This window comes from Paenibacillus oleatilyticus, from assembly GCF_018998565.1.
Lineage (GTDB): Bacteria > Bacillota > Bacilli > Paenibacillales > NBRC-103111 > Paenibacillus_G > Paenibacillus_G oleatilyticus.
The window spans coordinates 26,151-48,499 of the sequence record NZ_JAHNZO010000026.1 but is presented as its reverse complement, the minus strand read 5'-3'; the positions used below and the strand labels follow the sequence as shown (position 1 = coordinate 48,499).

General features: G+C 47.7%; 25 protein-coding genes and 1 pseudogene. 19 read left to right on the top strand and 7 right to left on the bottom strand.

Annotation, left to right across the window (positions count from 1 at the left end; genetic code table 11):
• Positions 1–73: 73 nt before the first annotated feature.
• A pseudogene (locus KQX66_RS27040) lies at positions 74–592 on the top strand (SDR family NAD(P)-dependent oxidoreductase); the annotation flags it as partial.
• Here KQX66_RS27040 and KQX66_RS27035 read toward each other — a convergent pair.
• Positions 562–1,125 carry a lysoplasmalogenase gene (locus tag KQX66_RS27035; RefSeq protein ID WP_253957467.1) on the bottom strand — a complete coding sequence of 188 codons (564 nt, stop codon included), beginning with the start codon at positions 1,123–1,125 and terminating at the stop codon, positions 562–564. The pseudogene KQX66_RS27040 and the gene KQX66_RS27035 overlap by 31 nt on opposite strands.
• A 232-nt stretch (positions 1,126–1,357) precedes the next feature.
• A complete protein-coding gene (locus KQX66_RS27030) occupies positions 1,358–1,780 on the bottom strand; it encodes a VOC family protein (RefSeq protein WP_216795982.1) in 423 nt (140 codons plus the stop codon).
• 127 nt (positions 1,781–1,907) lie between these two features.
• Between KQX66_RS27030 and KQX66_RS27025 the strand changes: the two genes are divergently transcribed.
• Positions 1,908–2,855 (top strand): helix-turn-helix transcriptional regulator, encoded by a 948-nt coding sequence (locus KQX66_RS27025; protein WP_216795981.1) that lies wholly within the window; start codon positions 1,908–1,910, stop codon positions 2,853–2,855.
• A gap of 156 nt (positions 2,856–3,011) precedes the next feature.
• Positions 3,012–3,884: an aminoglycoside 6-adenylyltransferase gene (locus KQX66_RS27020; RefSeq protein ID WP_216795980.1), complete on the top strand. Its 873-nt coding sequence runs from the start codon at positions 3,012–3,014 to the stop codon at positions 3,882–3,884.
• 253 nt (positions 3,885–4,137) lie between these two features.
• Here the strand turns inward: KQX66_RS27020 and KQX66_RS27015 are convergent, their stop codons facing one another.
• Entirely contained in the window at positions 4,138–4,419 is a 282-nt protein-coding gene (locus KQX66_RS27015) for a hypothetical protein (RefSeq protein ID WP_216795979.1), read from the bottom strand.
• Positions 4,420–4,684: 265 nt separating this feature from the next.
• Between KQX66_RS27015 and KQX66_RS27010 the strand changes: the two genes are divergently transcribed.
• Both KQX66_RS27010 and KQX66_RS27005 read left to right on the top strand, forming a co-directional pair.
• A complete protein-coding gene (locus KQX66_RS27010) occupies positions 4,685–6,013 on the top strand; it encodes a helix-turn-helix domain-containing protein (protein WP_216795978.1) in 1,329 nt (442 codons plus the stop codon).
• 535 nt (positions 6,014–6,548) lie between these two features.
• Complete coding sequence (locus tag KQX66_RS27005) at positions 6,549–6,887, top strand: hypothetical protein (RefSeq protein ID WP_216795977.1); 339 nt, start codon at positions 6,549–6,551, stop codon at positions 6,885–6,887.
• A 145-nt stretch (positions 6,888–7,032) separates the two neighbouring features.
• On the opposite strand, the gene KQX66_RS27000 is transcribed toward KQX66_RS27005, so the two are convergent.
• Together KQX66_RS27000 and KQX66_RS26995 are read right to left on the bottom strand one after the other, a co-directional pair.
• The gene (locus KQX66_RS27000) at positions 7,033–7,875 is read right to left on the bottom strand and encodes an aldo/keto reductase (RefSeq protein WP_216795976.1); all 843 of its coding nucleotides are present in this window, start codon (positions 7,873–7,875) and stop codon (positions 7,033–7,035) included.
• A 73-nt stretch (positions 7,876–7,948) separates the two neighbouring features.
• Positions 7,949–9,166 carry an MFS transporter gene (locus tag KQX66_RS26995; protein WP_216795975.1) on the bottom strand — a complete coding sequence of 406 codons (1,218 nt, stop codon included), beginning with the start codon at positions 9,164–9,166 and terminating at the stop codon, positions 7,949–7,951.
• Positions 9,167–9,301: 135 nt separating this feature from the next.
• Between KQX66_RS26995 and KQX66_RS26990 the strand changes: the two genes are divergently transcribed.
• The 14 genes from KQX66_RS26990 to KQX66_RS26930 all read left to right on the top strand — a co-directional run bounded on the left by KQX66_RS26990 (position 9,302) and on the right by KQX66_RS26930 (position 19,370).
• Entirely contained in the window at positions 9,302–9,673 is a 372-nt protein-coding gene (locus KQX66_RS26990; protein ID WP_010500138.1) for a winged helix-turn-helix transcriptional regulator, read from the top strand.
• A 502-nt stretch (positions 9,674–10,175) separates the two neighbouring features.
• On the top strand, positions 10,176–10,406 hold the full coding sequence (locus KQX66_RS26985) for a hypothetical protein (protein ID WP_216795974.1): 231 nt from the start codon (positions 10,176–10,178) through the stop codon (positions 10,404–10,406).
• Positions 10,407–10,668: 262 nt separating this feature from the next.
• The gene (locus KQX66_RS26980) at positions 10,669–12,003 is read left to right on the top strand and encodes a helix-turn-helix domain-containing protein (protein ID WP_216795973.1); all 1,335 of its coding nucleotides are present in this window, start codon (positions 10,669–10,671) and stop codon (positions 12,001–12,003) included.
• Complete coding sequence (locus tag KQX66_RS37870; RefSeq protein ID WP_284439851.1) at positions 12,000–12,128, top strand: hypothetical protein; 129 nt, start codon at positions 12,000–12,002, stop codon at positions 12,126–12,128. Before KQX66_RS26980 ends, KQX66_RS37870 begins: the two co-directional genes overlap by 4 nt.
• A gap of 165 nt (positions 12,129–12,293) precedes the next feature.
• The gene (locus KQX66_RS26975; RefSeq protein WP_216795972.1) at positions 12,294–12,752 is read left to right on the top strand and encodes a GNAT family N-acetyltransferase; all 459 of its coding nucleotides are present in this window, start codon (positions 12,294–12,296) and stop codon (positions 12,750–12,752) included.
• A 14-nt stretch (positions 12,753–12,766) separates the two neighbouring features.
• Positions 12,767–12,943, top strand: a complete 177-nt coding sequence (locus KQX66_RS26970) for a hypothetical protein (RefSeq protein ID WP_216795971.1) — start codon at positions 12,767–12,769, stop codon at positions 12,941–12,943.
• Positions 12,944–13,244: 301 nt separating this feature from the next.
• Complete coding sequence (locus KQX66_RS26965) at positions 13,245–13,412, top strand: aspartyl-phosphate phosphatase Spo0E family protein (protein ID WP_010503758.1); 168 nt, start codon at positions 13,245–13,247, stop codon at positions 13,410–13,412.
• Positions 13,413–13,416: 4 nt separating this feature from the next.
• Positions 13,417–13,689: a hypothetical protein gene (locus KQX66_RS26960; protein WP_308647283.1), complete on the top strand. Its 273-nt coding sequence runs from the start codon at positions 13,417–13,419 to the stop codon at positions 13,687–13,689.
• 33 nt (positions 13,690–13,722) lie between these two features.
• Positions 13,723–14,244, top strand: coding sequence for a HEAT repeat domain-containing protein (locus KQX66_RS26955; protein WP_216795970.1), 522 nt, complete (start codon positions 13,723–13,725; stop codon positions 14,242–14,244).
• 155 nt (positions 14,245–14,399) lie between these two features.
• Complete coding sequence (locus tag KQX66_RS26950) at positions 14,400–15,728, top strand: helix-turn-helix domain-containing protein (RefSeq protein WP_253957464.1); 1,329 nt, start codon at positions 14,400–14,402, stop codon at positions 15,726–15,728.
• 31 nt (positions 15,729–15,759) lie between these two features.
• Positions 15,760–17,094: a helix-turn-helix domain-containing protein gene (locus KQX66_RS26945; protein WP_308647282.1), complete on the top strand. Its 1,335-nt coding sequence runs from the start codon at positions 15,760–15,762 to the stop codon at positions 17,092–17,094.
• A gap of 337 nt (positions 17,095–17,431) precedes the next feature.
• Positions 17,432–17,584 carry an aspartyl-phosphate phosphatase Spo0E family protein gene (locus tag KQX66_RS26940; RefSeq protein ID WP_306665893.1) on the top strand — a complete coding sequence of 51 codons (153 nt, stop codon included), beginning with the start codon at positions 17,432–17,434 and terminating at the stop codon, positions 17,582–17,584.
• Positions 17,585–17,759: 175 nt separating this feature from the next.
• Positions 17,760–18,413: a hypothetical protein gene (locus KQX66_RS26935; protein WP_216795967.1), complete on the top strand. Its 654-nt coding sequence runs from the start codon at positions 17,760–17,762 to the stop codon at positions 18,411–18,413.
• Between the two features lie 729 nt (positions 18,414–19,142).
• Positions 19,143–19,370: a hypothetical protein gene (locus KQX66_RS26930; RefSeq protein WP_216795966.1), complete on the top strand. Its 228-nt coding sequence runs from the start codon at positions 19,143–19,145 to the stop codon at positions 19,368–19,370.
• Positions 19,371–19,545: 175 nt separating this feature from the next.
• Here the strand turns inward: KQX66_RS26930 and KQX66_RS26925 are convergent, their stop codons facing one another.
• The gene (locus tag KQX66_RS26925; protein WP_216795965.1) at positions 19,546–21,261 is read right to left on the bottom strand and encodes an adenine deaminase; all 1,716 of its coding nucleotides are present in this window, start codon (positions 21,259–21,261) and stop codon (positions 19,546–19,548) included.
• 24 nt (positions 21,262–21,285) lie between these two features.
• Positions 21,286–22,347: an ABC transporter ATP-binding protein gene (locus tag KQX66_RS26920; protein WP_216795964.1), complete on the bottom strand. Its 1,062-nt coding sequence runs from the start codon at positions 22,345–22,347 to the stop codon at positions 21,286–21,288.
• Positions 22,348–22,349: the final 2 nt, after the last annotated feature.

The following is a 22,349-nucleotide window of genomic DNA, read 5'->3' as shown; positions in this document are numbered from 1 at the left end:
CGGTTCGGGCGGACATTCTTTACCTGCAACGATGGCCGAAGCACTATAATAATAGAAAAAAGGAGGGATTCGGATACGGGACCGCACCGTGATCGTAACAGGGGCCAACTCCGGAATGGGGCTCGCTGCGACGGTGGAGCTGGCAAAGCTTGGGGCGCATGTCATCATGGCGTGTCGCAGCCGCGAACGCGGCGAACAAGCGCTGCAGGAAGCCCAGCGGCAGAGCGGCTCGGACCGGTTGCGGCTGATGCAGCTGGATCTCGGCTCGCTAGCCTCCGTCCGCGCCTTCGCCGCGGCGTTCGATGAGCAGCACGATACGGTGGACGCGCTCATCAATAATGCGGGCGTCGTCGCGATCAAGCGGCAGACGACCGCCGACGGCTTCGAGGCGATGATGGGCGTGAATCATCTGGGGCATTTTTTGCTGACCAATCTGCTGCTGGAGCCGCTTCTCCGTTCGCCGCAAGGACGGATCGTCACCGTGTCATCCGGGGCCCATAAGATCGGAAACATTCATGTCGACGACCCGCATTTGACGAAAGGATACAGCGTGTGGAAGGGCTACGCGCAGTCCAAGCTGGCGAACATTCTGCGCGGCGCTTCCACGCTGCGGGCCATCAAGTATTGGGCCAGGTAGTAGGTGACCATGACTCCGTATCCGGCCCATGCCATCGGCGTCACGAACTTATTCCATGCGAGCAGCGAATCGGAGAGGAAGAACAGGATCGAGCCGATTGCAGCGCTCCAGCTGCCGCTAAGGACGGCCGTCCAGACCATAACGGAAATGACGGCCACATAAACTACGATAGGAATCCACAGGCCGCCGCTGCCGGGACTGGCGAACATGCCGTCATGCAGTCCGGTCAGCAGTCCAACGCTGTAAATGGCAATAGGGAGCAGGGAAAGCAGGCGTACAAGAGTCGGACGGCGGCGGGTCAGCAGCGCCAAGATGTAGAATACGTGGGCGATCAAGAAAGCGCCGACGCCCAGCGTAAACCATTGATTGCCGGGGAGGAGCAGCAGCGCGTCGCCCACGACGGAGAAGCCAAGCCCGGCGAACATCAAACGCCGGTACACACGGGAAAAGGGGACGGCTGTCAGCGCAAGCGCGATAATAAGCAGCATCGTCCCCGGTTTCAGAATCCATCGCAAGAGCAGGTTCTCGGCCGCCATAGCGATGAGATATGCGGCCCCGGAGCAGAGAATTGCCGCGGGCAACAGTTTTCGGTACATTTTCATAAACCTCCCTGCGTGAATGTGGCTAGCAGGTTCAGTTTAGCAAATGCAGTTTAAAACGCATTTAAAACCACGCCGCGAAATTCGACCCCGCTGCCCCTTGCGAGCCGTCTCCATCCGATTACGGTCTTTTGGTAAAGATTTGGAAGGTGACGCCGAACTTGTCCGTAACCATGCCGTAGGCCGGGCTAAAATAAATCTCTTCCAGCGGCATCCTCACCTGACCGTCCTGCTGAAGTGCTTCGAACAACCGCTTCGACGTTTCGACATCGCCGCACGTAATGCAGATGCTCAGTTGGTCGCCCCGCTGTCCGAATTCGCCCGGGAAACCATCGGCTACGAACAACTCCGCGTCGCCGATCTTGAGCACGCTGTGCGCGACACGCGATTTTACCTCTTCCGGCATCGGTTGCCCGGGGGTTTCCGGCGCTTGGCCGAACGATTGCTTGAACACCACCTTGGCTCCCAAAGCTTGCTCGTAAAAACGGATCGCTTCCTCCGCCTGACCATCCAGCATAATAAAAGGGGTAATTTGCATCGTCATTCTTCAACAGCTCCTTTGATTTTATCGATTCGGCCGACCTCGTTTAAATCAGCTGGTCTTGATTCTTATTGTAGCTTATAATAGTGACAACTATTGTCACAAATACAAAAATAATTGGAGTCAGGCCATGTCCAAATCAAAGCGACTGATGGAATTGATGATGACCGTCAATCGAAAGAAGAAATTTACCGTCAAGGAGCTGGCGACCGAGTTTGACGTATCGACGAGGACGATTCTGCGCGATTTGCAGGAACTGAGCGAGCTTGGGGTGCCGCTGTATTCGGAGGTGGGGCCTCATGGCGGGTATCAGGTATTGAACGAACGGATCTTGCCCCCGATCGCCTTTACCGAGGAGGAGGCGGTCGCGATTTTTTTCGCGTGTCATGCGCTGCGTCACTATGCCTACCTGCCCTTCGAGACGGAGTCTTCCTCCGCCTTGAGCAAATTTTATTTTTACATGTCGGGGGATGTGCGCGATCGGATCGATGAGATGAAGAACCGGATCGATTTTGTGATTCCGTCGAGGCAGGCCAAATTTCCTTATTTGTCGATCCTGCTGGACGGAGCCATCCGGCAAAAGGTGATCCGCATCGAATACGAATCGCGCGAAGGCGTATCCACCAGACTCATCCAGCCGGTCGGCATTTATGCCAGCAGCGGCTTATGGTATTGTCCCGCCTACTGCTTCCTTCGCGAAGATATCCGCTTGTTCCGGTGCGACCGGATCAAGTTCGCGGCGGAGGATACTTCCGGAATGCAACCGCTCGACCTCCGGCATCTCCACCTCGGCAACCGGGAGGCGCTGCTCCCCTCGGAGCAGGAATTCGCCAGTCTGTATGTGGAGCTGACCGAGGAGGGGGTCCATCGATGCGAGGCCGAGCATTGGACGGCGACCAAGCTGCACCGCCGCGAGGACGGAACCGGATGGCTGGAAGGCAGGTTGCCGAAGGGAGACATTCCGTTTCTGGCGCAGTTTTTCATCGGCTTGGGCGCCGATGCGACCGTACAGCACCCGCCGGCGCTGATCGATGACATCAAGCGGAGGCTTGTCGAGATGATGGCGAGGTACGCTTAGCAGCCTAATGGAAAAGGAGGACGATGATCATGAAAAAGCTGTTGGATAACTTATAACGTTCCGATCTAAGAGCGTTCGATGCTGTCCGTATTCGCGGACCGCCCGCCTCGTCTGAATGCCGAACCCTGACTATATTCGATGGAGGTTGGAACGAGGATGAGAAGCGAACAGGAAATGATGAATTTAATTTTGGATTTTGCTGTGAACGATGAGCGAATCCGGGCGGTCGGGATGAACGGGTCGCGAACGAATCCGAATGCGCCGAAAGATGTGTTTCAGGATTACGACATCGTGTATATCATTCATGATCTGACTTCTTTTATAGAAGATAAGCAGTGGATCGACCGCTTCGGCAGCCGGATTATCATGCAGAAGCCGGAAGAGATGAAGCTTATTCCTCCCGAATTGGACGGAAAATTCCCCTACCTGATGCTGTTCGCAGATGGCAACCGGATTGACCTGACCCTGTGTCCGTTCGAGCAAAAGAACAACTGGAACAGCGGCGATAAACTGGCCGTCGTTTTATTGGACAAAGACGATTGCCTTCCCCAGCTTCCAGCCCCGACAGACGAGGATTATTGGGTGAAGCGCCCGTCGGCCAAGCTTTTTGCCGATTGCTGCAATGAGTTCTGGTGGGTATCCACGTACGTGGCCAAAGGCTTGTGGAGACAAGAAATGCTCTATGCCCAGGATCATTTGAACACGGCCGTGAGACCGATGCTGATTCAGATGCTCGAATGGCAGGTTGGCATCCGCACCGATTTTTCGGTCAGCACAGGCAAAAACGGCAAATATTTAGAGAAGCATCTTTCGAAGGAGAGCTGGCACGATTTGATGTCCACCTTCCCTGACGCAACTTATGAAGGAGTCTGGCGAGCCTTGTTCGCCATGGGGGAGTTGTTCCGCCGAACCGCGCAGGCTGTGGCAAACCGATTGAATTACGAATATCCTCTGGAAGACGATCAGCGCGTCACCGCCTATTTAAAGCATGTTCGGCATTTAGCCCCGGACGCTAGTGAAATTTATTGATAAGAATATGTGGAATAAGCCTCCCGTCATGGGAGGCTTAGGAAATAGACAAGGTTTCTATTTTTAAACATTAAGTATATAACAACAAGTAGGTCACTCCATCAGTTGGCTTGACCCAGTGGTTGGCGAACTTCTTGAAAAAACGAAAAAAGCCCCGTTTCCAGTAGCTTTTTTCAACCTGTGATTTCACGTTTCCGTGACAATATCCTGTATCTTTATTTTACCATTCTAAGTTATGCCGTGCAATAAGAAATTAAGATTTGGGAAGTGTGATTCCCAATGCAGCTGCAGCTTCATCTAGCGCGCTGCTGACACCTGGCTGTTCGCGCATCTGCCTAAATAACTCGATCAAGTTGTCATGAAAGATAATCCAATGGCCGAGGTTAAATATGCTCTGCTGCTGCGCCTTGTCCATTATATTCCACATTTCTAGCTTCCATTGATCGAACACTACTGCATTCGTATTAGCAAGATCGCTCTTGGATCCTGGCAATTTCGTTTGCCTCTTAATTTCTTTCCTGTTTATTGGAAACAAAAGAACTCCCCCTACTTAGTTTGAGCAACAGGTAATTATGTGAAACAGGAAAATTCCATATGGCGGAAAACAACCTTCTTGAAGATTACCGACGCCATCATCCGCGTTCGAAATCGATATTTTAAAAGAAAAAGTAGTTCTAAAGACTTATTATATCAGCTTAAGGTAAGGTGGAAACCAATTTTAACAAAATATTGGAATTTTGTTCACTGTACGTACCATATTAAGGTAAAATTAATCTATATTTCTAGGGGAGGTTTTCTTCGTGCGGGGTATCAATCGTCCTTTGCGGTGGGAAATTGAAGACCAGATGAAACTGCACGGCTATAGCCTTAATCAAGTGGCTGAACTAGCAGGGATCAACGCAGGAAATTTAAGCCGAGCCTTGAATGGTGTAGCCCGTTCGATCACAATCGGTCAATTGGATGCTTTGGCCATGATTTTTGGCAAAGCTCCCGGATGGCTATACGAGCTGTATATAGAAGAATGCATGTCGGAGGAAAAATGGTCCCGGCGGCGGTTAATTCCTTATTTGGTACGATGTGCAGAGCTCGATCGTCATGATTGTATTGAACCGGTGATCTTCAAACTTCTTGATAACCCGAAGAACGTATCCATTATTTTTGCCGTGGCAGAGCAACTGTTCCAGACAGAGAGATTGCGGGAAGCAGAGCATTTCTACCAAGTCGTGATTGACGGGACCAAGGATAGCTTCTCCGAGATGCTGGCCGTGAGTCATTATCGATTATTTCTCATAGCTCAAGGTACCGATGCGGAGAAGAATTGGAGAGCGATCATTCGGTTTGAGCCGTTCCGAAAACGTCTGCCGGAACATCACCAACTGGCAGCGCTTATGAAGCTGACTAAGGCCTGCTTTGCTTTGCAGAAGTGGGACGAGGTCGAGAAATTCGCGAATGAGCTAGCGGAGTTAAGTATGGCATTGTGCAGTACTCGCGAGAAGATTGAGAGTGAGCGACATTTGGTATGCTATTACGGAGCTGGGCTTTTGTTTAAAGGCGCTGCATTAGAAAAACGAGGGTTATATGACCAATCCAAAAAATATGTTCGTGGCTATGCTAATCTGGAATGGCCGGAACCGCTCGATGAAGAGGGCCAAAAAGAAGTAGAAATGTTTAAAATCTGGGGAAAAGCGAATTTATACACGCTTGAAGTGTTAACCGGAAACGAATACATTATTGATCAATATGCTGATTATTTGGAAAACATAAACAGACTGACGGACATTCTGGCCGGATTGATCACGATCTTAAAATCAGCAAATACCTATGGTTTCTCGGTAGATCACGTATTGTCGCGTTTTTCCGAAGCCACTCATGCTTTTCATTCTTTTGACGACGATCTCATCCTTTCGGATCGACACCTTCGATTTAGGTATCATAAGGCTATGTATGAGTTCAGACACGGACGAATCGAAGAAGGGCTGGATGAGACGTTACACTGCCTTTCCTTAGCCCACAAAATGAGCCGGAATGAGGATTATGTCCGCTGCACCGCCTTGTTCGAACAATATAAGGCATATGCGTCGGAGCAACAAACAGAAAGCTTCCTCAAATATCCTGTCAGAGCTGTTTAACGCTACGTTTGCTTAGGGATTTCTGACAGCTGTTTTAGCAGCATTCGGGACGAAACGCTCCCGATCCAGCTACAGCAACAGCTACTGGTACTTATAACGTTACCTTATGGGCGCCTATGCCAATATGGTCTAAATCATATAGCTTAAACATATCCATTACAAATCAAGGTTGTGGATTCTTTGGGGTAGATAACTACTAACCTTAAGACCCAATAAAATCAAAAACAAAGCACCGCAAAATCAATGGTTTTGAGGTGCTTTGTTTTTGCACGGACAGCTTTAAAAGAAAAAATGTTCAAAATACGAAAGCGTAAAACAGCAGGCAGGGCAAAATGGACAACGTGCAAATATAATTAGGAAGTCTTATCTAAAAGGATATTCAGTTCCCCAACAAACCAGCGAGTTTGCCAAACTGTATGTCTTAATGGCATGTACGGTTTGATTAAACTAATTCATTTTCATCGATTTGTTCTTATTATCTTTGCCTTCTGATAAAATAAATCATAAAGTTTAAGGCCAGGTTTAGGGAGGTCTTATGAAAAAAATCGGATTCGGATCACTATCGCTTATTTTTTTAATCGGTGGGATACTTATTTCATTCAACTTTGGATTTAGCAATAAAAATATTATTGGTGATGAAATATTTAACTTTTTTGGACTAAAGGCTTGGTCATGCGATTCAGAAGGGTTTCACTATACTGTAATACTTATGATGATATTATTAGGCATATCTTTCTATTTGGGGAGAAAGTATCCAAATGATATGGGTGCGACCCTTTCAAAAAGTATTTCTATCATCTTATTAATAATTACAACTTTGTTATTAATCTATGCAATAATTGCTCATTCTCCTGAAACAATTTATTGTCAGTAGTCTTTCGTTCGCCCTTCAGCTACAGTAAAAGCTGCACTATTCAATAACCCCTTCAATAGGCTGAAGGGGTTTTGAGGGTTTTATCAACAGGCCAACCAGCCCCCTGACAGGGGAACAGGCGTTCTTCGTTATGGCCAGGCCAGGCTTAAAAGTCAAAATTGTCAGGGTCCGGTCCAACCCGCAGGTTCTGGTTCAGCGCATCGATGCGGGCCATCTCTTCACTTGTCAGCTCGAAGTCGAACACCGAGGCGTTCTCGATAATCCTGTGAGCCTTCGTCGACTTGGGAATCGTTACGATGCCGTGCTGTAGATCCCAACGCAGAATGACTTGGGCGATCGACTTACCGTGACGGGCGCCGATTTCCTGCAGCACCGGGTTGTCCAGCAGCTGGCCCTGCATCAGAGGCGACCACGCTTCGATCTGAATGTCATGCCGGGCGCAGAAGTTGCGCAGCGCTTGTTGGCTGAGCCGCGGATGGAGCTCGACCTGGTTCACCATCGGCTTGATCTCGGCATCTTTCATCAGGTCCTCCAGATGATGAATCTGGAAGTTGCTGACGCCGATCGCTTTGACGCGTCCGGCCTTGTACAGCGCTTCGAGCGCACGCCAAGCGTCCTTGTACTTGCCGGCCACCGGCCAGTGAATCAGGTACAGATCCAGATAATCCAGCCCCAGCTTCTCCAAGCTGGTCTCATAGGCGGCGAGCGTCGCTTCATAGCCGAGATCGGCGTTCCATACCTTGGAAGTGACGAACAGGTCTTCACGGGAGAGTCCTGTTTCTTGGAGGGCTTCGTGGATAGCCTGACCTACGCTACGCTCGTTGTCATAGATGGCCGCCGTGTCGATGCTGCGGTAGCCATGGGCGACAGCCGCTTTGACCGCGTCCACGAGCTCGGGACCGTCCTCGACTTTGAATACGCCGATGCCGAACCAAGGCATAGCCTTTCCGTTATTGAGAGTCGTAGTTGCTTGCAGATGTGTTGTCATAGATAAAACCTCCAGTAGGGTAAATGGTAAATTTGAATACATGATGTCTTGTTGGAACTGGTAACGGCTCTAATCAAGACCGGGCTGGCCCCGTCCGCACAGCGCGAACCGATACGCCCTTGCGTTCCAGTGCCATGCTCAAGCCGGTCAGCAAAACCGCTGCTAAGACCATGATAGCCCCGATCCAGGTGGTATGAATCAATCCCATCGAATCGGTGATCACACCACCCAGATAGGCCCCAATAGCGATGCCCGCATTGAACGCAGCGATGTTGACGGCGGAAGCGACATCCTTAGCTCCCGGCGCGAAGCGCTCGGCCAGCATGACGACATAAATCTGCAGCCCGGGAACGTTCATGAAGGCCAGCAGGCCCATGAAGAAGATCGTGATCAACCCGGCTACCTTGAATGGCGCGGTCACCATCAACACCAGCAGCACGATCGCTTGCAGGATGAACATATAGAACAGAGCCTTGAGCGGCCGGCGGTTGGCCACCTTTCCCCCGATGACATTGCCGATCGCAATCGCGACGCCGTAAATCAGCAGGATAACCGCTACCGTGCTTTCGGCAAATCCGGTTATTTCATGCAGCAATGGGGATAAATAAGTAAATACGACAAAGGTGCCTCCATACCCGAGAGCCGTGATAGCGAACGCAAGCAGCAGCCTGCCATTCGTCACCAGCTTCACCTGCTCGCGCACCGGGGTCGGAACGCCCTTACGCAGCGAGGCGGGGATCAAGATCAGGTTGGCGATCAGCGCGATCAGGCCGATGACGGCGATGGCGACGAAGGCCGCCCGCCAGCCCATCTGCTGGCCGATCCAGGTACCGAGCGGTACACCAGTCACAATGGCGACCGTCAGGCCTGAGAACATCATGGAGATCGCACTCGCCCGTTTGTTCTCCGGCACGAGGTCGGCGGCGATGGTCGATGCGATCGACATAAATACGCCATGCGACAAAGCGGATAGCACGCGGGCCGTCAACAGGACGCCGATGCTTCCGGAAACCGCCGCCAGACTGTTGCCGGCGATAAAAACGACCATAATGGCAATCAGCAGCAACTTGCGGGACATTCCCGTGGTGAGTGAGGTCAGCACGGGAGCCCCGAAGGTGACACCAAGCGCATACAGCGTCACGGTCAGTCCTGCCGTTGTGACCGATATATGAAGGTTTTCGGCGATCAAGGGCAGCAGCCCCACGCTGATAAACTCGGTTGTTCCGATCGCATAGGCGCTAATGGCCAGAGCCAGAAGCGCGAGTATACTCCGTTTTTGATCCAATTGCATGTTTTCTCACCTCTATCCGTGTATTCATCATCGGCCGATATATGCTATTATGAGAGGAGCAAGCATTTTTGGCTAGTACGTACTTTAAAGTGCGGTAGGCACTAAAAAGTGCCTATAACAATTGGAGGACTTCGCATGAGTACAGGAACCAATAAGAAGTATAATATTTCGGTAGAAGCGACCTTGGAAGTCATCGGAGGAAAATGGAAGTGCGTGATTCTCTGTCACTTGACGCGCGGAAAGAAGCGGACGAGCGATCTCAAGCGTATTATGCCCAGCATTACGCAAAAGATGCTGACCCAGCAACTGCGGGAGCTGGAGGCGGACGGGATCGTCAACCGGATTACGTATCATCAAGTGCCGCCCAAGGTCGAATACGAGCTGAGCGAATACGGGTGGAGCCTCAAGCCGATTCTGGATGCCCTTTGCTCCTGGGGAGAACACCATATTATTAAAGAATACGGCGATAAGTTCACCGTATTGGAGGACAATATTTTAAATCATTAGAGACGTGAACGTGGATCTGTCCACGATTCCTTTGGACGATAAAAAAAGGAATATTTGAGCTAAGGCTTCAAGTATTCCCGAGAGAGTACCGCGTTGAGGTGCTCTCTTTCTTTTTCTCTTGACGCAACTTTTCTGCTCACGATTAACATTACGCACAACATTGTCTTTGTCGAAAAAAATTATTCCAAAAATCAAAAATCCTGTATATGGAAAACGATCAATATAATAGGATTCGGGGATGGTTAATATGAATAAAAGGCGAAAACGGAAAATCAGGAAGCTGGGGCAGCGGTCGGTTGATACGATTGGTTGAATAGAAGCTTATTGTCAGACGAGGAGGGGTTCATCCGTTAATGAGTATCTGAATTTCCTAGAGTTTCTACACAGCTAAGAGATGATTCCTGTACTCGTCAGGGGTCGTCTTTTTTTGATTCCGTTGGAACGCCTGAATCAGGTTACGCATATATCCCGTGGAAAACCTCGAAAAAAAGGGTGAGATGTAATGAAGGAGCAAAAACCAGGTGAATACCGGCCCCACACGGACACTTGGAAATCGCGTTACCCCAAATCCTATTGGAGTGAGCTTCCGGAAGAACCTTTGCCGTGGTATTGGAAACTGTTGGGGTATGGCGGACAAGCTCTGATCTATGCGCTGGGAGTCTGTTATGCTGCTCTTGCCATCGCCGCTATGTTCTATTATGTCATTGCGTTCGCTCGTTTCGTACTTCATTAACCGATCCCCCCACACTATCGTTTGCATTTCTCCATAGATTCACCCAAGGTTAATTTTAGTTTATTCCTCCCTAATTAAACCCAATCTATAAAAAAAGAGAAAAACTTCCTTTAAAATCAAGATTTCGCGAAAAGCAGATAAAATTTTCTGATGAAAATTGTAAAATAAATCCTTATTTTCAACCAAAATATGAATATTTTCGTTTCATAGTAATGGTATATTGTGGTAAAATAAACTTATAAATTTGAGGAGGGCGCCTTTTATGCGGGTTGTTAACCGGTCTTTGCGCGTGGAAATTGAAGACCAAATGAAACTGCATGGCTATAACCTTAATCAAGTGGCTGAATTGACGGGGATTAATGTCGGAAATCTCAGCATGGCGTTGAATGGTGTTTCCCGCGCAATGACAATCCGTCAATTAGACGCTTTGGCAAGAGTGTTCGGAAAGGTTCCCGGATGGCTGTATGAACTATATACGGAGGAGTGCATTTCCGAAGAGAAATTGTCCCGGCCGCGGTTAATTCCGTATTTGGTGCGATGTGCCGAGGTTGGCAGAAACGATTGTATTGAGCCGGTTATCTCTAAGATTTTGGATAATGCGAAGAACGTGTCAATCATCTTTTCTGTAGCGGAGAAGCTATACCAGAAGGGAAGAAGCAAAGAATCGGAACGATTCTATCAGCTTGTGGTTGATAACGTCAAAGATAATTTCTCCGAGATGCTGTCTATGAGTCATTATCGTCTGTTCAGTATTACTCAAGGCACGGATTCGGAGAAAAACTGGAAAGCAGTCATTCGTTTTGATCCGTTTCGAAATCGCTTAACAGAATACGCACGACTGGATGCTCTTTTAAGATTGACCAGAGTTTGTTTTACATTACAAAAGTGGAACGAAGTTGAAGGGTATGCTGAAGAACTGATAGAACTAAGTATTATGCTGTGTAGCCAAAACATAGCAACTGAAAGGCACTTGGTCTATTATTATGGAATAGGCCTTTTGTTTAAAGGTGTCGTGCTTGAAAAGCGGGGACTATACGATCAGGCGAAACAATGCGTGTATAGTTATGCAAATCTTGAGTGGTGGGAGCCCCTCGATGAATCGGGCAAAAAAGAGATCGAAGTGCTTGGAACATTGGCGAAAGCGAATTTATATACGCTCGAAGTGCTATCTGGGAACCAAGGCATTATTAACGAATACGCCGATTATTTAGCAGGCCTTAATCGGTTAAATGATATTGTGGCAGGGCTAATTGCTATTATAAAGTCAGCGAATACATATAGGTTCAATGTGGATCACGTGCTGTCGCGTTTTTCCGGCTCTATTGATCGTTTCGATTCGTTTAACCATGATCTGATTCTTTCAGATCGGCATCTTCGTTTTAGATATCATAAAGCTATTTACGAATTCAGAAACGGTCGAGTTCAACCTGGAATCGACGAAACGTTACACTGTCTGTCCTTGGCTAACGAGATGAGAAAGTACGAATATTTCTTCTACTGCGTTTCTTTGTTTGAAAAGCATCGGGAAAATGCGTCAACGCAGCAATTAGAATATTATCGGTCAGCCGTGGTGAGAGAGGAGGTGTATTTAGAATGAAAGCCTATTTTCTGGCTTTGGTCGTCGCCTTAGGTCTGTTTGGCTCAGCTGGGCATTGGTGGAATTTTAATGTTCAAGGTGAAGCCTACATAATCAAGATGCTTGAACATGGTACAGAGTTTTGATCGGAACAATAAAAAAACAAGTGCTCAGGTCGTATTAAAGATAACCATCAATTAAAAGCATTCTGGACAAAACGCTCAGGAATGCTTTTTTTGTCGAAATCTTTCCTATTACATAATGTTTATAACCAATGTTCAAGAATACATCATATCGAGGGGAATGAGCGCATGGCTGTTGTACGATTCGCCACACTAGACGATGTAGATGAGCTTGTTCGTATGCGTTGGGATTTCTCGGAAGAGGAGCATACCAGTACGGTTAATTTCGAGGAGTTTTACCCTATTTGTCGTGAATTTTTGGTCAAAGCTATGGGAAGTGGAGATTGGTACATATGGGTGGCGGAAGTTGAAAAAAGTATAGTTTCGCACATGTATCTACAGTTAATACATAAAGTACCAAGGCCGGGGAAATCTCCAGACCCGTATTACGGCTATGTTACCAATGTCTATACTCACCCTGCTTTTCGAAGTCAAGGTATCGGAACAGAGATTCATTCCGCTATGGAAAAGTGGTCAAAAGAGAATGGGGTTGAATTTCTTATCGTTTGGCCCAGTAGCGACAGTGTCCCGTTTTATACAAGAAATGGATTTGCTCGATGTGAAGAAGCGATGGAAAAACATTGGTGATTGGATGTGAGGCTGTGCCTAAACAAAAAGCGATTATTAACGCTGCAGCAGGGGGATTATCATTTTCAATTTTTTGGATGGTCACACATTACTTTATAGATAAAGATATTTCAATGCTAGCGGGATTCGTAGGCGGTGCCTTTTGGTTTATAGGATCGGTAATTGTTTCGTCTCTTAAGAAGGCGAAATAAAACTAAACATGTACTTGATATAACCGCCTTTTCAATGGGCGGTTTTCTTATGGTACATTTCAACATTCGGTTCACGGTGAACAAAACTAGGCTGCTGTTGGGATTATTAACGGTCCCTTGGTTAATTAAATATAACAGGTATAATGATTCCTTCCATATGTATTTTCTTTATCTGCGCAACAGATAGTATAAGTGAAGCATTTTCGAAACGCATTTTTTGTCGAAAAAAATATTTCTCAAATTCTAAGACCCTTAATATGGAAAAACGGCATTATTATAGAGATAAGGATGGTGGATATATATGAGTATGAAACTAGAACAGAAAATCAGACAGCTACGGCAGCAGTTAGTGCGACTGGTTGAGGAGAAAGGTTCATTATCGCACGAGGAGGTGGTGCAGCTAAGTCAACGTCTGGACCGGTACATTCTCATGGCTCAAAAGTCTTCTAAACTGAAAGTGTGTGGATGATACAGTGACGCATGATTATTTACTGGACGGGGAAAACGAGGAACGGATTCTCTATCTTGCCCGGATTGGTGCAATCTTTGAGAGACTCTACGGCATCAAGGATTTACATGATGCTGAAAGCAGGGCGAGAACTAATGCCGGAGTTACGGCCAAAATGTTGGCTGAGTTTGGCTATAGCAGCGAGCAGATTGAAACCATTTTGCGCGAGCGGCTCTTATTTCGTAAGAAAAATAAAACGGACCACTACTATAACGATTCAAACAAGCCTTGGAGTTGATTTTTGGATCTTTAGGAGGATTCGATTAAATAAATGAATTCCGCACAAGCCATTATGTTTTTGAAAAACAATCAGCCCTTTTCAAGAGATACTGAGTCGAAATTCGAAGTCATTCAAAAGTATAACGACGTGAGGGTGCACTTTTTGAATCACCCTGATCCTCAGTGCATTCCATTATTTCTAAATTCGTTTGGCGAAGGCAGCGGCTTCGGAGTATATCAGCTGATTGAAGACGTATTGATGAAGTTCTCGATAGAACAAGTCGTCCCGCATTTAATTTCGGCTTTAAAAAGTGAACATACCGGAGTCAGGTATTGGTGTACGCATATCGCTGCGTCTTTTCCGACCCCAAGCTTAATTCCCCCTCTCAGCAATTTGCTTAGAGACCCCGATTCCGATATTAGGTGCGCAGCTGTAACCGCCCTGTCCCAAATCGAAGATGACAGGATTATTGGCGTATTAACGGGAGTTTTAGAAAGAGAAGAAGATCCAGACGTTATTGATCTCATTCAAGAAGCTCTGAATGAATCCAAAATCGAAGCAGCCATACCCTAGTAACCTTGACTGGCATTTGCCCATCAAGGTTACTTTTTTATAAATAAAATTTACCAGATTTCATACTAGGAAATTTTTATTTCCCTGTTATTTTATGTTAATTTGCTGTTATGGTAGTATGGTTTTATAGATTTAGGGGAGGGTGTTCCGTGCGGATGGATGATCGCTCTTTGCGGCTGGAAATCGAAGACCAGATGAAGCTGCATGGCTACAGCCTAAATAAAGTAGCCGAACTGACGGGGATTAACGCCGGAAATTTGAGCATGGTGTTAAATGGCCGGGCTCGTGCCATGACAATCGGTCATTTGGACGCTCTGGCAGAAGTTTTTGGGAAGCCCCCCGGATGGCTGTACGAGCTCTACACGGAAGAATGCATCTCGGACAATAAGTTGTCTAGGCCACGCATGATCCCGTATTTGGTGCGATGTGCAGAGACTGGCCGAGTGGATTGTATTGAACCAGTGGTTTCCAAGATTCTCGATAATCCCAAAAACATATCGATAATCTTTGCTGCGGCGGAGAAGCTTTATGAGAATGGAAGGCTGGAGGAGTCAGCATGTTTTTATCAACTTGTGGTCGATAACATCAAAGACAATTATTCCGAGTTTATGGCGATAAGCCAATATCGGTTATTTCTGATCGCTCAAGGTACGGATGAAGAGAAGAACTGGAAATCGGTTATTCAATTTGAGCCTTTTCGAAGACGATTACCGGAATATCTCCAGCTTGCGGCGCTTTTGAAGTTGGCAAAGGTTTGTTACTCATTGGAGAAATGGAATGAAGTCGAGCGGTTTGCACAAGAGCTTTCGGAACTAAGCTCGATTCTCTATAAGCTAAAAATGGTAGAAGAAGTATCAGTAGAGCGTCACTTGGTTTATTACTTTGGCATGGGATTATTATTTGAGGGAATTGCACTAGAAAAAACGGGTTTATACGAAAAAGCTAAAAAAGTAGTACAGACTTATGCCGATCTTAGTTGGTTTGAGCCTCTTGACGAATCAGGCTGGCAAGAGGTTGAAGGATTTAAAGTTTTCGCGAAAGCGAATCTTTACACGCTTGAAGTATTGATGGGCAATGCCTGCATTCTGGATGAATACGCTGATTATTTGGAAAACCTTGACCGCCTGAATGAAACCTTATCTGGGCTGACAACGATTATAAAATCGGCGAATACACACGGCTTTTGTGTTGATCGCGTGCTGCATCTTTTTGCCGACGCAATTGGCCAATTCGATTGTTTTTTAGACGATCTGATTAATTCACGCAGATACCTTTGGTTTTGCTATCATAGAGCCGTTTATGAGTTTACGAAAGAACGCTATCAAAACGGGATAAAGGAAACGATATTCTGCATTTCACTATGCTTGGAGATGAAGCGATACGAGGACTTGGCCCGCTGCGTCGCTTTATTTGAGAAGCATCGGAATTATGCATCGGAAGCACAGATTCAGTATTACGAATCAATCAGGCTTTGGGTGGTTTAGAACCGGGTATAGATTTAGGGGAGGGTGTTCCGTGCGGGTGGATAATCGCTCTTTGCGTTTGGAAATCGAAAACCAGATGAAGCTGCATGGCTATAGCCTAAATAAAGTAGCCGAACTGACGAGGATTAACGCCGGAAATTTAAGCATGGTGTTAAATGGCCGGGCTCGTGCCATGACAATCGGTCATTTGGACGCTCTGGCAGAAGTTTTTGGGAAGCCCCCCGGATGGCTGTACGAGCTCTACACGGAAGAATGCATCTCGGACAATAAGTTGTCTAGGCCACGCATGATCCCGTATTTGGTGCGATGTGCAGAGACTGGCCGAGTGGATTGTATTGAACCAGTGGTTTCCAAGATTCTCGATAACCCCAAGAACGTGTCCATTATCTTCTCTGCGGCGGAGAAGCTTTACGAGAACGGAAGGCTGGATGAATCGGCGCGTTTTTATCAACTCGTGGTCGATAATATCAAAGACAATTTCTCCGAGTTCATGGCGATAAGCCAATATCGGCTATTTCTAATTGCTCAAGGTACGGATGAAGAGAAGAACTGGAAATCAGTTATTCAATTTGAACCTTTCCGAAGACGACTGCCAGAGTATCTCCAGCTTGCAGCGCTTTTGAAGTTGGCGAAGGTTTGTTATTCACTGGAGAAGTGGGATGAAGTCGAGAAGTTTGCACAAGAGCTCTCGGAACTAAGTTCAATTCTCTATAAGCTAAAAATGGTAGAAGAAGTATCGGTAGAGCGTCACTTAGTATATTACTTTGGCATGGGATTATTATTTGAGGGTGCTGTATTGGAAAAAAGAGGGCTTTACCAAGAAGCAAAAAAAGTTGTCCAGCATTATGCCGATCTTAGTTGGTTTGAGCCTCTTAACGAGTCCGCCTGGCAAGATGTCGAAAGATTTAAAGTTTACGCGCAGGCGAATCTTTACACCCTTGAAGTATTGATGGGCAATGACGATATTCTGAATGAATACGCGGATTACCTGGAGGGCCTTGACCAACTGAACGAAATTTTGTCCGGATTGGAGACGATTATAAAATCGGCGAATACCCACGGCTTTTGTGTTGATCACGTGCTGCGGCGTTTTGCCGAAGCGATCGACCGATTCGATTGTTTTTTAGATGATTTGATTAATTCACGCAGATACCTTTGGTTTTGTTATCACAGAGCCGTTTATGAATTTACTAAAGAACGGTTCGAAAATGGGATTAAGGAAACGTTATTCTGCATTTCGCTATGCTTGGAGATGAAGCGATACGAGGACTTGGCCCGCTGTGTCGCTTTATTTGAGAAGCACCGGAATTATGCATCGGAAGCACAGATTCAGTATTACGAATCGATCAGGCTTTGGGTGGTTTAGAGTCGGATATCAAATAGAATTATGGCTAAAGCATTCTGATGATCAGAATGCTTTTTTTGACTCTTAGCTATAATACTGCGTGGTTAAAGGTGCTCTTGATAGAGGTAATGGAGCGACTTGACATGGAGCCTCTGCGGGTATGGCTTCTCGCGAGCAGCCGCGAATTCCAAGGCCTCGGGAACCGGCCTATCATGCCCGCCCCTCCCTATAAAGTCGCTGGTTTATATTTACCCATGGTCGAATAGCGAAGAGGCCTTTTTTATCGAAAAAATTTTCAAAAAACAATAAACCCTCAAAATGGAAATTTAGGATTATTATAGATTCAAGGGAAGCGGGAATGAACACAACTAGAATGGAAAGTCAGAAAGCTAAAGCCTCAATTGAACGGTCAGTTGAGAAAAAAGGCTCGTTTTCCGATAAGGAGGTGGTGCAGCTCAGCCAGCGTTTAGATCGGTATATTTTGATGGCTCAAAGTCTTCTTCTAAACTGAAGCTGAAAGTGTGGCCGAGCTTGGCTACACCGACGAGCAAATTGAGAAACTGTTACGCGAGCGAATGTTTTTTATCGGGCAAACAACATGTGACACTAGCGTTTATCTTATAGTGCGCAATATATTTTGTAGTTGAAAAAAATTCATATTTTACTTTGTTTAGGAGGAAAAAATGTTGAAAAAATTTCTGTCTGTTGGTGTAGTTGCAATGTCTCTATTGGCTGTACCTGTCGCAAATGCTGCGCCAGAAACATCACAGCAAATCCCAGATTCCTTCATGTCACAAAAACAACAGCTAGAAATCCAGAAGAAAATTGATCAGATTAATCAAAAGTATGGAATCGGTGAAGTCTTCTCCCCAGAAGATGCTCAATTTATTCAAAAATATGGTACAAAGGCTAGTACTAAGGGGAGTGAGATCTCTCCTTCGTTGGATGTAAAGAATGATAAGTGGTATTTTAAAGGTATGGCGATAAGTAATGAAAAGAATTCTGTTCTTAGAATGGAAGGATACGCTTATGTTGATTTAGGGGTGGTTAACCATACAGTTTCCACAAATTTTTTTGTAAAAGACTCCAGAGAAGAATATCATAGAAAACTTTCTAATAGTTTGCATTTTACTGCTTACGGGGTAGTTGGAAGGGATGGATTTGTAAAAATTGCTGATTTTACACTCTATAATGAGTGTTCAAATGCGAATTTCTGCCAACAGAATAAGAGTCAGGATTTTTCAGGTTTACCTGTATATTATACCCTTACTCCGAAAAGTACCTTCACCGATTCATTTGCTGAAGTAGATGTTCCCTATAGTGAAATGTTCAAGTTTTAGAATTTAAAAAGAAGAAGTCTTCAGGATTCCTTACTATGCGGAACAACCTGAAATACTTCTTCTTTTTTGCTAGTAGTTAGGATTATTATCTTTTGAATAAATATTTAATCAAGAATTTTAAGAAGAAAAATAAGATAACACCTATTGCGAGTGTCATAAAAACTCCTGGCCAATATATAGCGCCTATTTGTATCACTTCCCATCTTTTTTTTGGGATATTAGTTCAATCTTATAATATGTTTATAATATTTTCAAATTTAACAAAATGTTTTTCCGCCTTAAACGAGATTTTCATTTCGTGGAACAAGCCAAACAACCCTCATGTAAACGGGCTGTAAGGCTTGGGGCATACTGTATATGATCTCTAAACGGTCAAAGCAGCCCAATAAAAGAAAAGCACAGTTTGTTTTTGCTCTCACAGTTATCCTTGTAGTCATTACTTATTTTAACGGATCGCTCGGTCTTTGGACTGCGGCAATAGCAATACCTATGTTTGTATTATGTGCTAGGTATATGAAAGAAGAGGGGTAGCTGGAGCAGTAGCCCTTTGCAAAAAATCGGCTCTTGATCGTTATCTTTGCGGCAGGGGCCTTTTCGTTACCGAAGTAATTTTCCCATGTATTCCCTTATCAAGAATATAACTGGTATTATATAAATTGTAGTATTTATTAAGGGGGAGGCGGGATCAGGCTCGTTCCAATCGAATCGGAAATGAAGGAGGCGGTGTCCTTGCGTCTTAAATATCCTTTGAGCTTCGGAATTTTTATGGGCGTCATGTATTTCGTGTGGGGCTTGGCGATTCCCGATGTTTGGAAAATCGTTTTGCTTGCTTGTTTAGTCATGGCAATCGAATATCCGCTCGATAAAATGGGCATCACCAAACGAGTAATCCCGGTCCCTATGGGGATAGCGGGTTTCATCATGATCCCCGTTTTATTTACCCTCATCACGCGATGAGCGTTTCTGGCGGCGCATTGGCACTATAATAAAGTGATTCATCCTGCCACAAGATAGGCTTGAAGCTCCATCCCGAAAAGGATTGAATTCATTGGGCCATCTTTCTGACATAATACGAAACGGCCCTTGTCCGCAGCTTGGCGGCAAGAGCCGTTTGTTCAACATATCCCGTTAACTACCCCTCAACCAGCAGCGGTACAACCTTGCCCGCGTTCACGTCGATCAGGCCCAGATCGGTAATTTTGAGCGCCGGGCTGACCGGAAGCGAGTGCGTGCTGATCGACATGATCGGGTTGTAGTGCTTGTACCCGAGCGACTCCATAGCTTTGCGCAGCTTCTCGACTTCCTTCGCCGTCTCGTCGAGCGGGGCTTCGGTCAAGATGCCGCCGACCGGCAGCGGCAGGTGCGCCAGCACTTGGCCCGCTTCCACGACGCAGAAGCCGCCTTGGCTGCGGATCACTTCGTTAGCCGCAAGCGCCATATCGGCCGGGTTGTGCCCGACCACAAGCAGGTTGTGGTTATCGTGCGAATACGTCGTCGCCACCGCGCCGCGTTGAATCGTATCTCCGCCGATCAAGCCATATGCCCGGTTCCCGTTCTTGCCGTACCGCTCGAACGTCGCGATGAGCGCGTACGGACTTTCCTGCCAGCACAGCTCGCCGTTCCGGATCTCGACCTCGCCGCGTACATCCTCCGTGAAGGTGGAGCCATCTTTAACCTGCATCACGCGGCACGCATGGCGGCCGTCCACCGCACCTTCCGGCCGCGCAACGAAGTCCGCTTCCGTCAGCAGCGGCAGCTGCACGCTATGGTAGTAGTGCGCCGGGAACGCGTGGCCGTGCTCCTTCGGAACATACGCCTCGCGCACGTCGTACACCTTGCGGCCTTGTTTGTACACCTGATCAATCGTCAGCTCGCGCAGATCCGACAGCAGCACGAAGTCGCCGATTTTGCCGGGGGCGATGGCGCCTCGGTCATGCATCCGCATCCGGCGCGCCGGGGTAAACGTCGCGGCGTAGATCGCCTTCTCCGGCGACATGCCCATGCGGATCGCCTTGCGGACGATATGGTCCAGATGGCCGCGCCGCTGGAACGAATCGGCCATGACGTCGTCGGTGACGAAGCAGAAGTGCTCGGAGACGTCGTTTTGGATCAAATAGTTCATGACGTCTTCCGTCATCGACTTTTCTTGAATCTCGATGAACATGCCTGCGCCGATGCGTGCTTCCATCCCTTCGATCGTCTGATGCGTGTGGTCCGAATCGACCCCGGCATAGATGACCCGGTGCAGGTCCAGATCGAGCAGTTTCGGAACATGTCCCTCAATGACGAGCTTCGGATACTGCTTGCGGATATGCGCCAGAATCCGGTTCGTTTTGCAATCCGGGTCCGCGATGACGTCGACGTAGTTCATAATTTCGCCGAGACAAATGATGTCTTCCGTCCGCAGCAACTCGTCCATATCCTCGATCTCGATCGTGCCGCCGGTCGATTCCATCGACGTGGCCGGTACGGAGCTCGGAATCGCGTAGAACATGTCCGCCACGCAATCGCGGCTCGCCTCGATCATCTGCTTCACGCCGCTCAGGCCGAAGACGTTCGCCATCTCATGCGGCTCGGGGACGATGGTCGTCACGCCGCTGCGAATCAGCCCGTAGGAGAACGTCTCCGGAGTGACCATCGTGCTCTCGATATGCAGGTGAATATCGACCAGACCTGGGATCATGTAGCGGCCTTGGCCGTCAACGATCTCGCCGGCTTCGAACGTCTCCGTCCCGCGTCCGCCGATATACAGGAACGATCCGTTCAAGACGGCGACATTGCCTTGAACGAACTTTTTAAAATAGCTGTTATATACGTGTACCTTCTCGATCAGTAAATCCACTCGCATGATGCCGGTACCTCCAAGTCGTCGTTAGTCTACCAGGACCAATTTGTCCGCCGGGAACAGCAAATGCACCTGCTGCCCGCTGCTGTAAGGGACTTCCATTTCTTTGTTGACCGTAAAATCCCCAAGGTCCGTCTCGACGACGTACTGGTAGCTTCTTCCCAGAAACGTGCTTACCTTGATGCCGCCCCTTACCCGGTTTGGTCCGTGACCGATCTCCTCCGCGGTGCCGAGCTGCATATCGTCCGGGCGAATCGCGCCCTTCTTGCTTGTAGCTCCTTCTGTGCCGGGCTGTCGGGCGGCATGGAACGTATAGCCCTTCACCTTCAGCTCGATGCCGTCGCCGGCTTCACGGCGTTCTTCGAACGTAATGAAGTTGTTGAAGCCGATGAACCGGGCGACGAATTCGGTTTTCGGGTATTTGTAGATCGTAGAAGGCCGGTCCAACTGCTCGATAATGCCCTTATTCATGATCGCGACGCGGTCGGAGATGGAGAAGCATTCCTCCTGATCGTGCGAGACGTAGACGGTCGTAATACCGAGTTCCTGCTGAATGCGGCGGATTTCGACGCGCATATTGACGCGCAGGTTTGCATCAAGGTTACTTAGTGGCTCGTCGAATAGCAGCAGATCCGGCTCGATGACGAGGGCGCGGGCGATCGCCACCCGCTGCTTCTGCCCGCCGGACAGCGCTTTGGGGAACCGCTGCTCGAAGCCCGCGAGGCTCACGACCTCCAGGATGCGAAGCACGCGCTGCTTGATCTCGGCTTCCGGAACTTTCCGCAGGCGGAGGCCGAAGGCGACGTTATCGTATACGGACAGATGCGGGAACAGCGCATAGCTCTGGAACACGAACCCGAAGTTCCGCTTGTTGACCGGCACCCGCGTGTAATCTTTGCCGTTCAGCATGAATTTGCCGTCTTTGGCTTCGAGGAAGCCGGCGATGAGCCGCAGCGTCGTCGTTTTGCCGCAGCCGCTTGGGCCGAGCAGGGAAATGAGCTGCCCCTTCTCGACCGTCAGGTTGAAGTTTTGCAGAATATATTGGTGATCATAGGCGACCGACACATTTTCCAAGGATAGCAATGCCATGG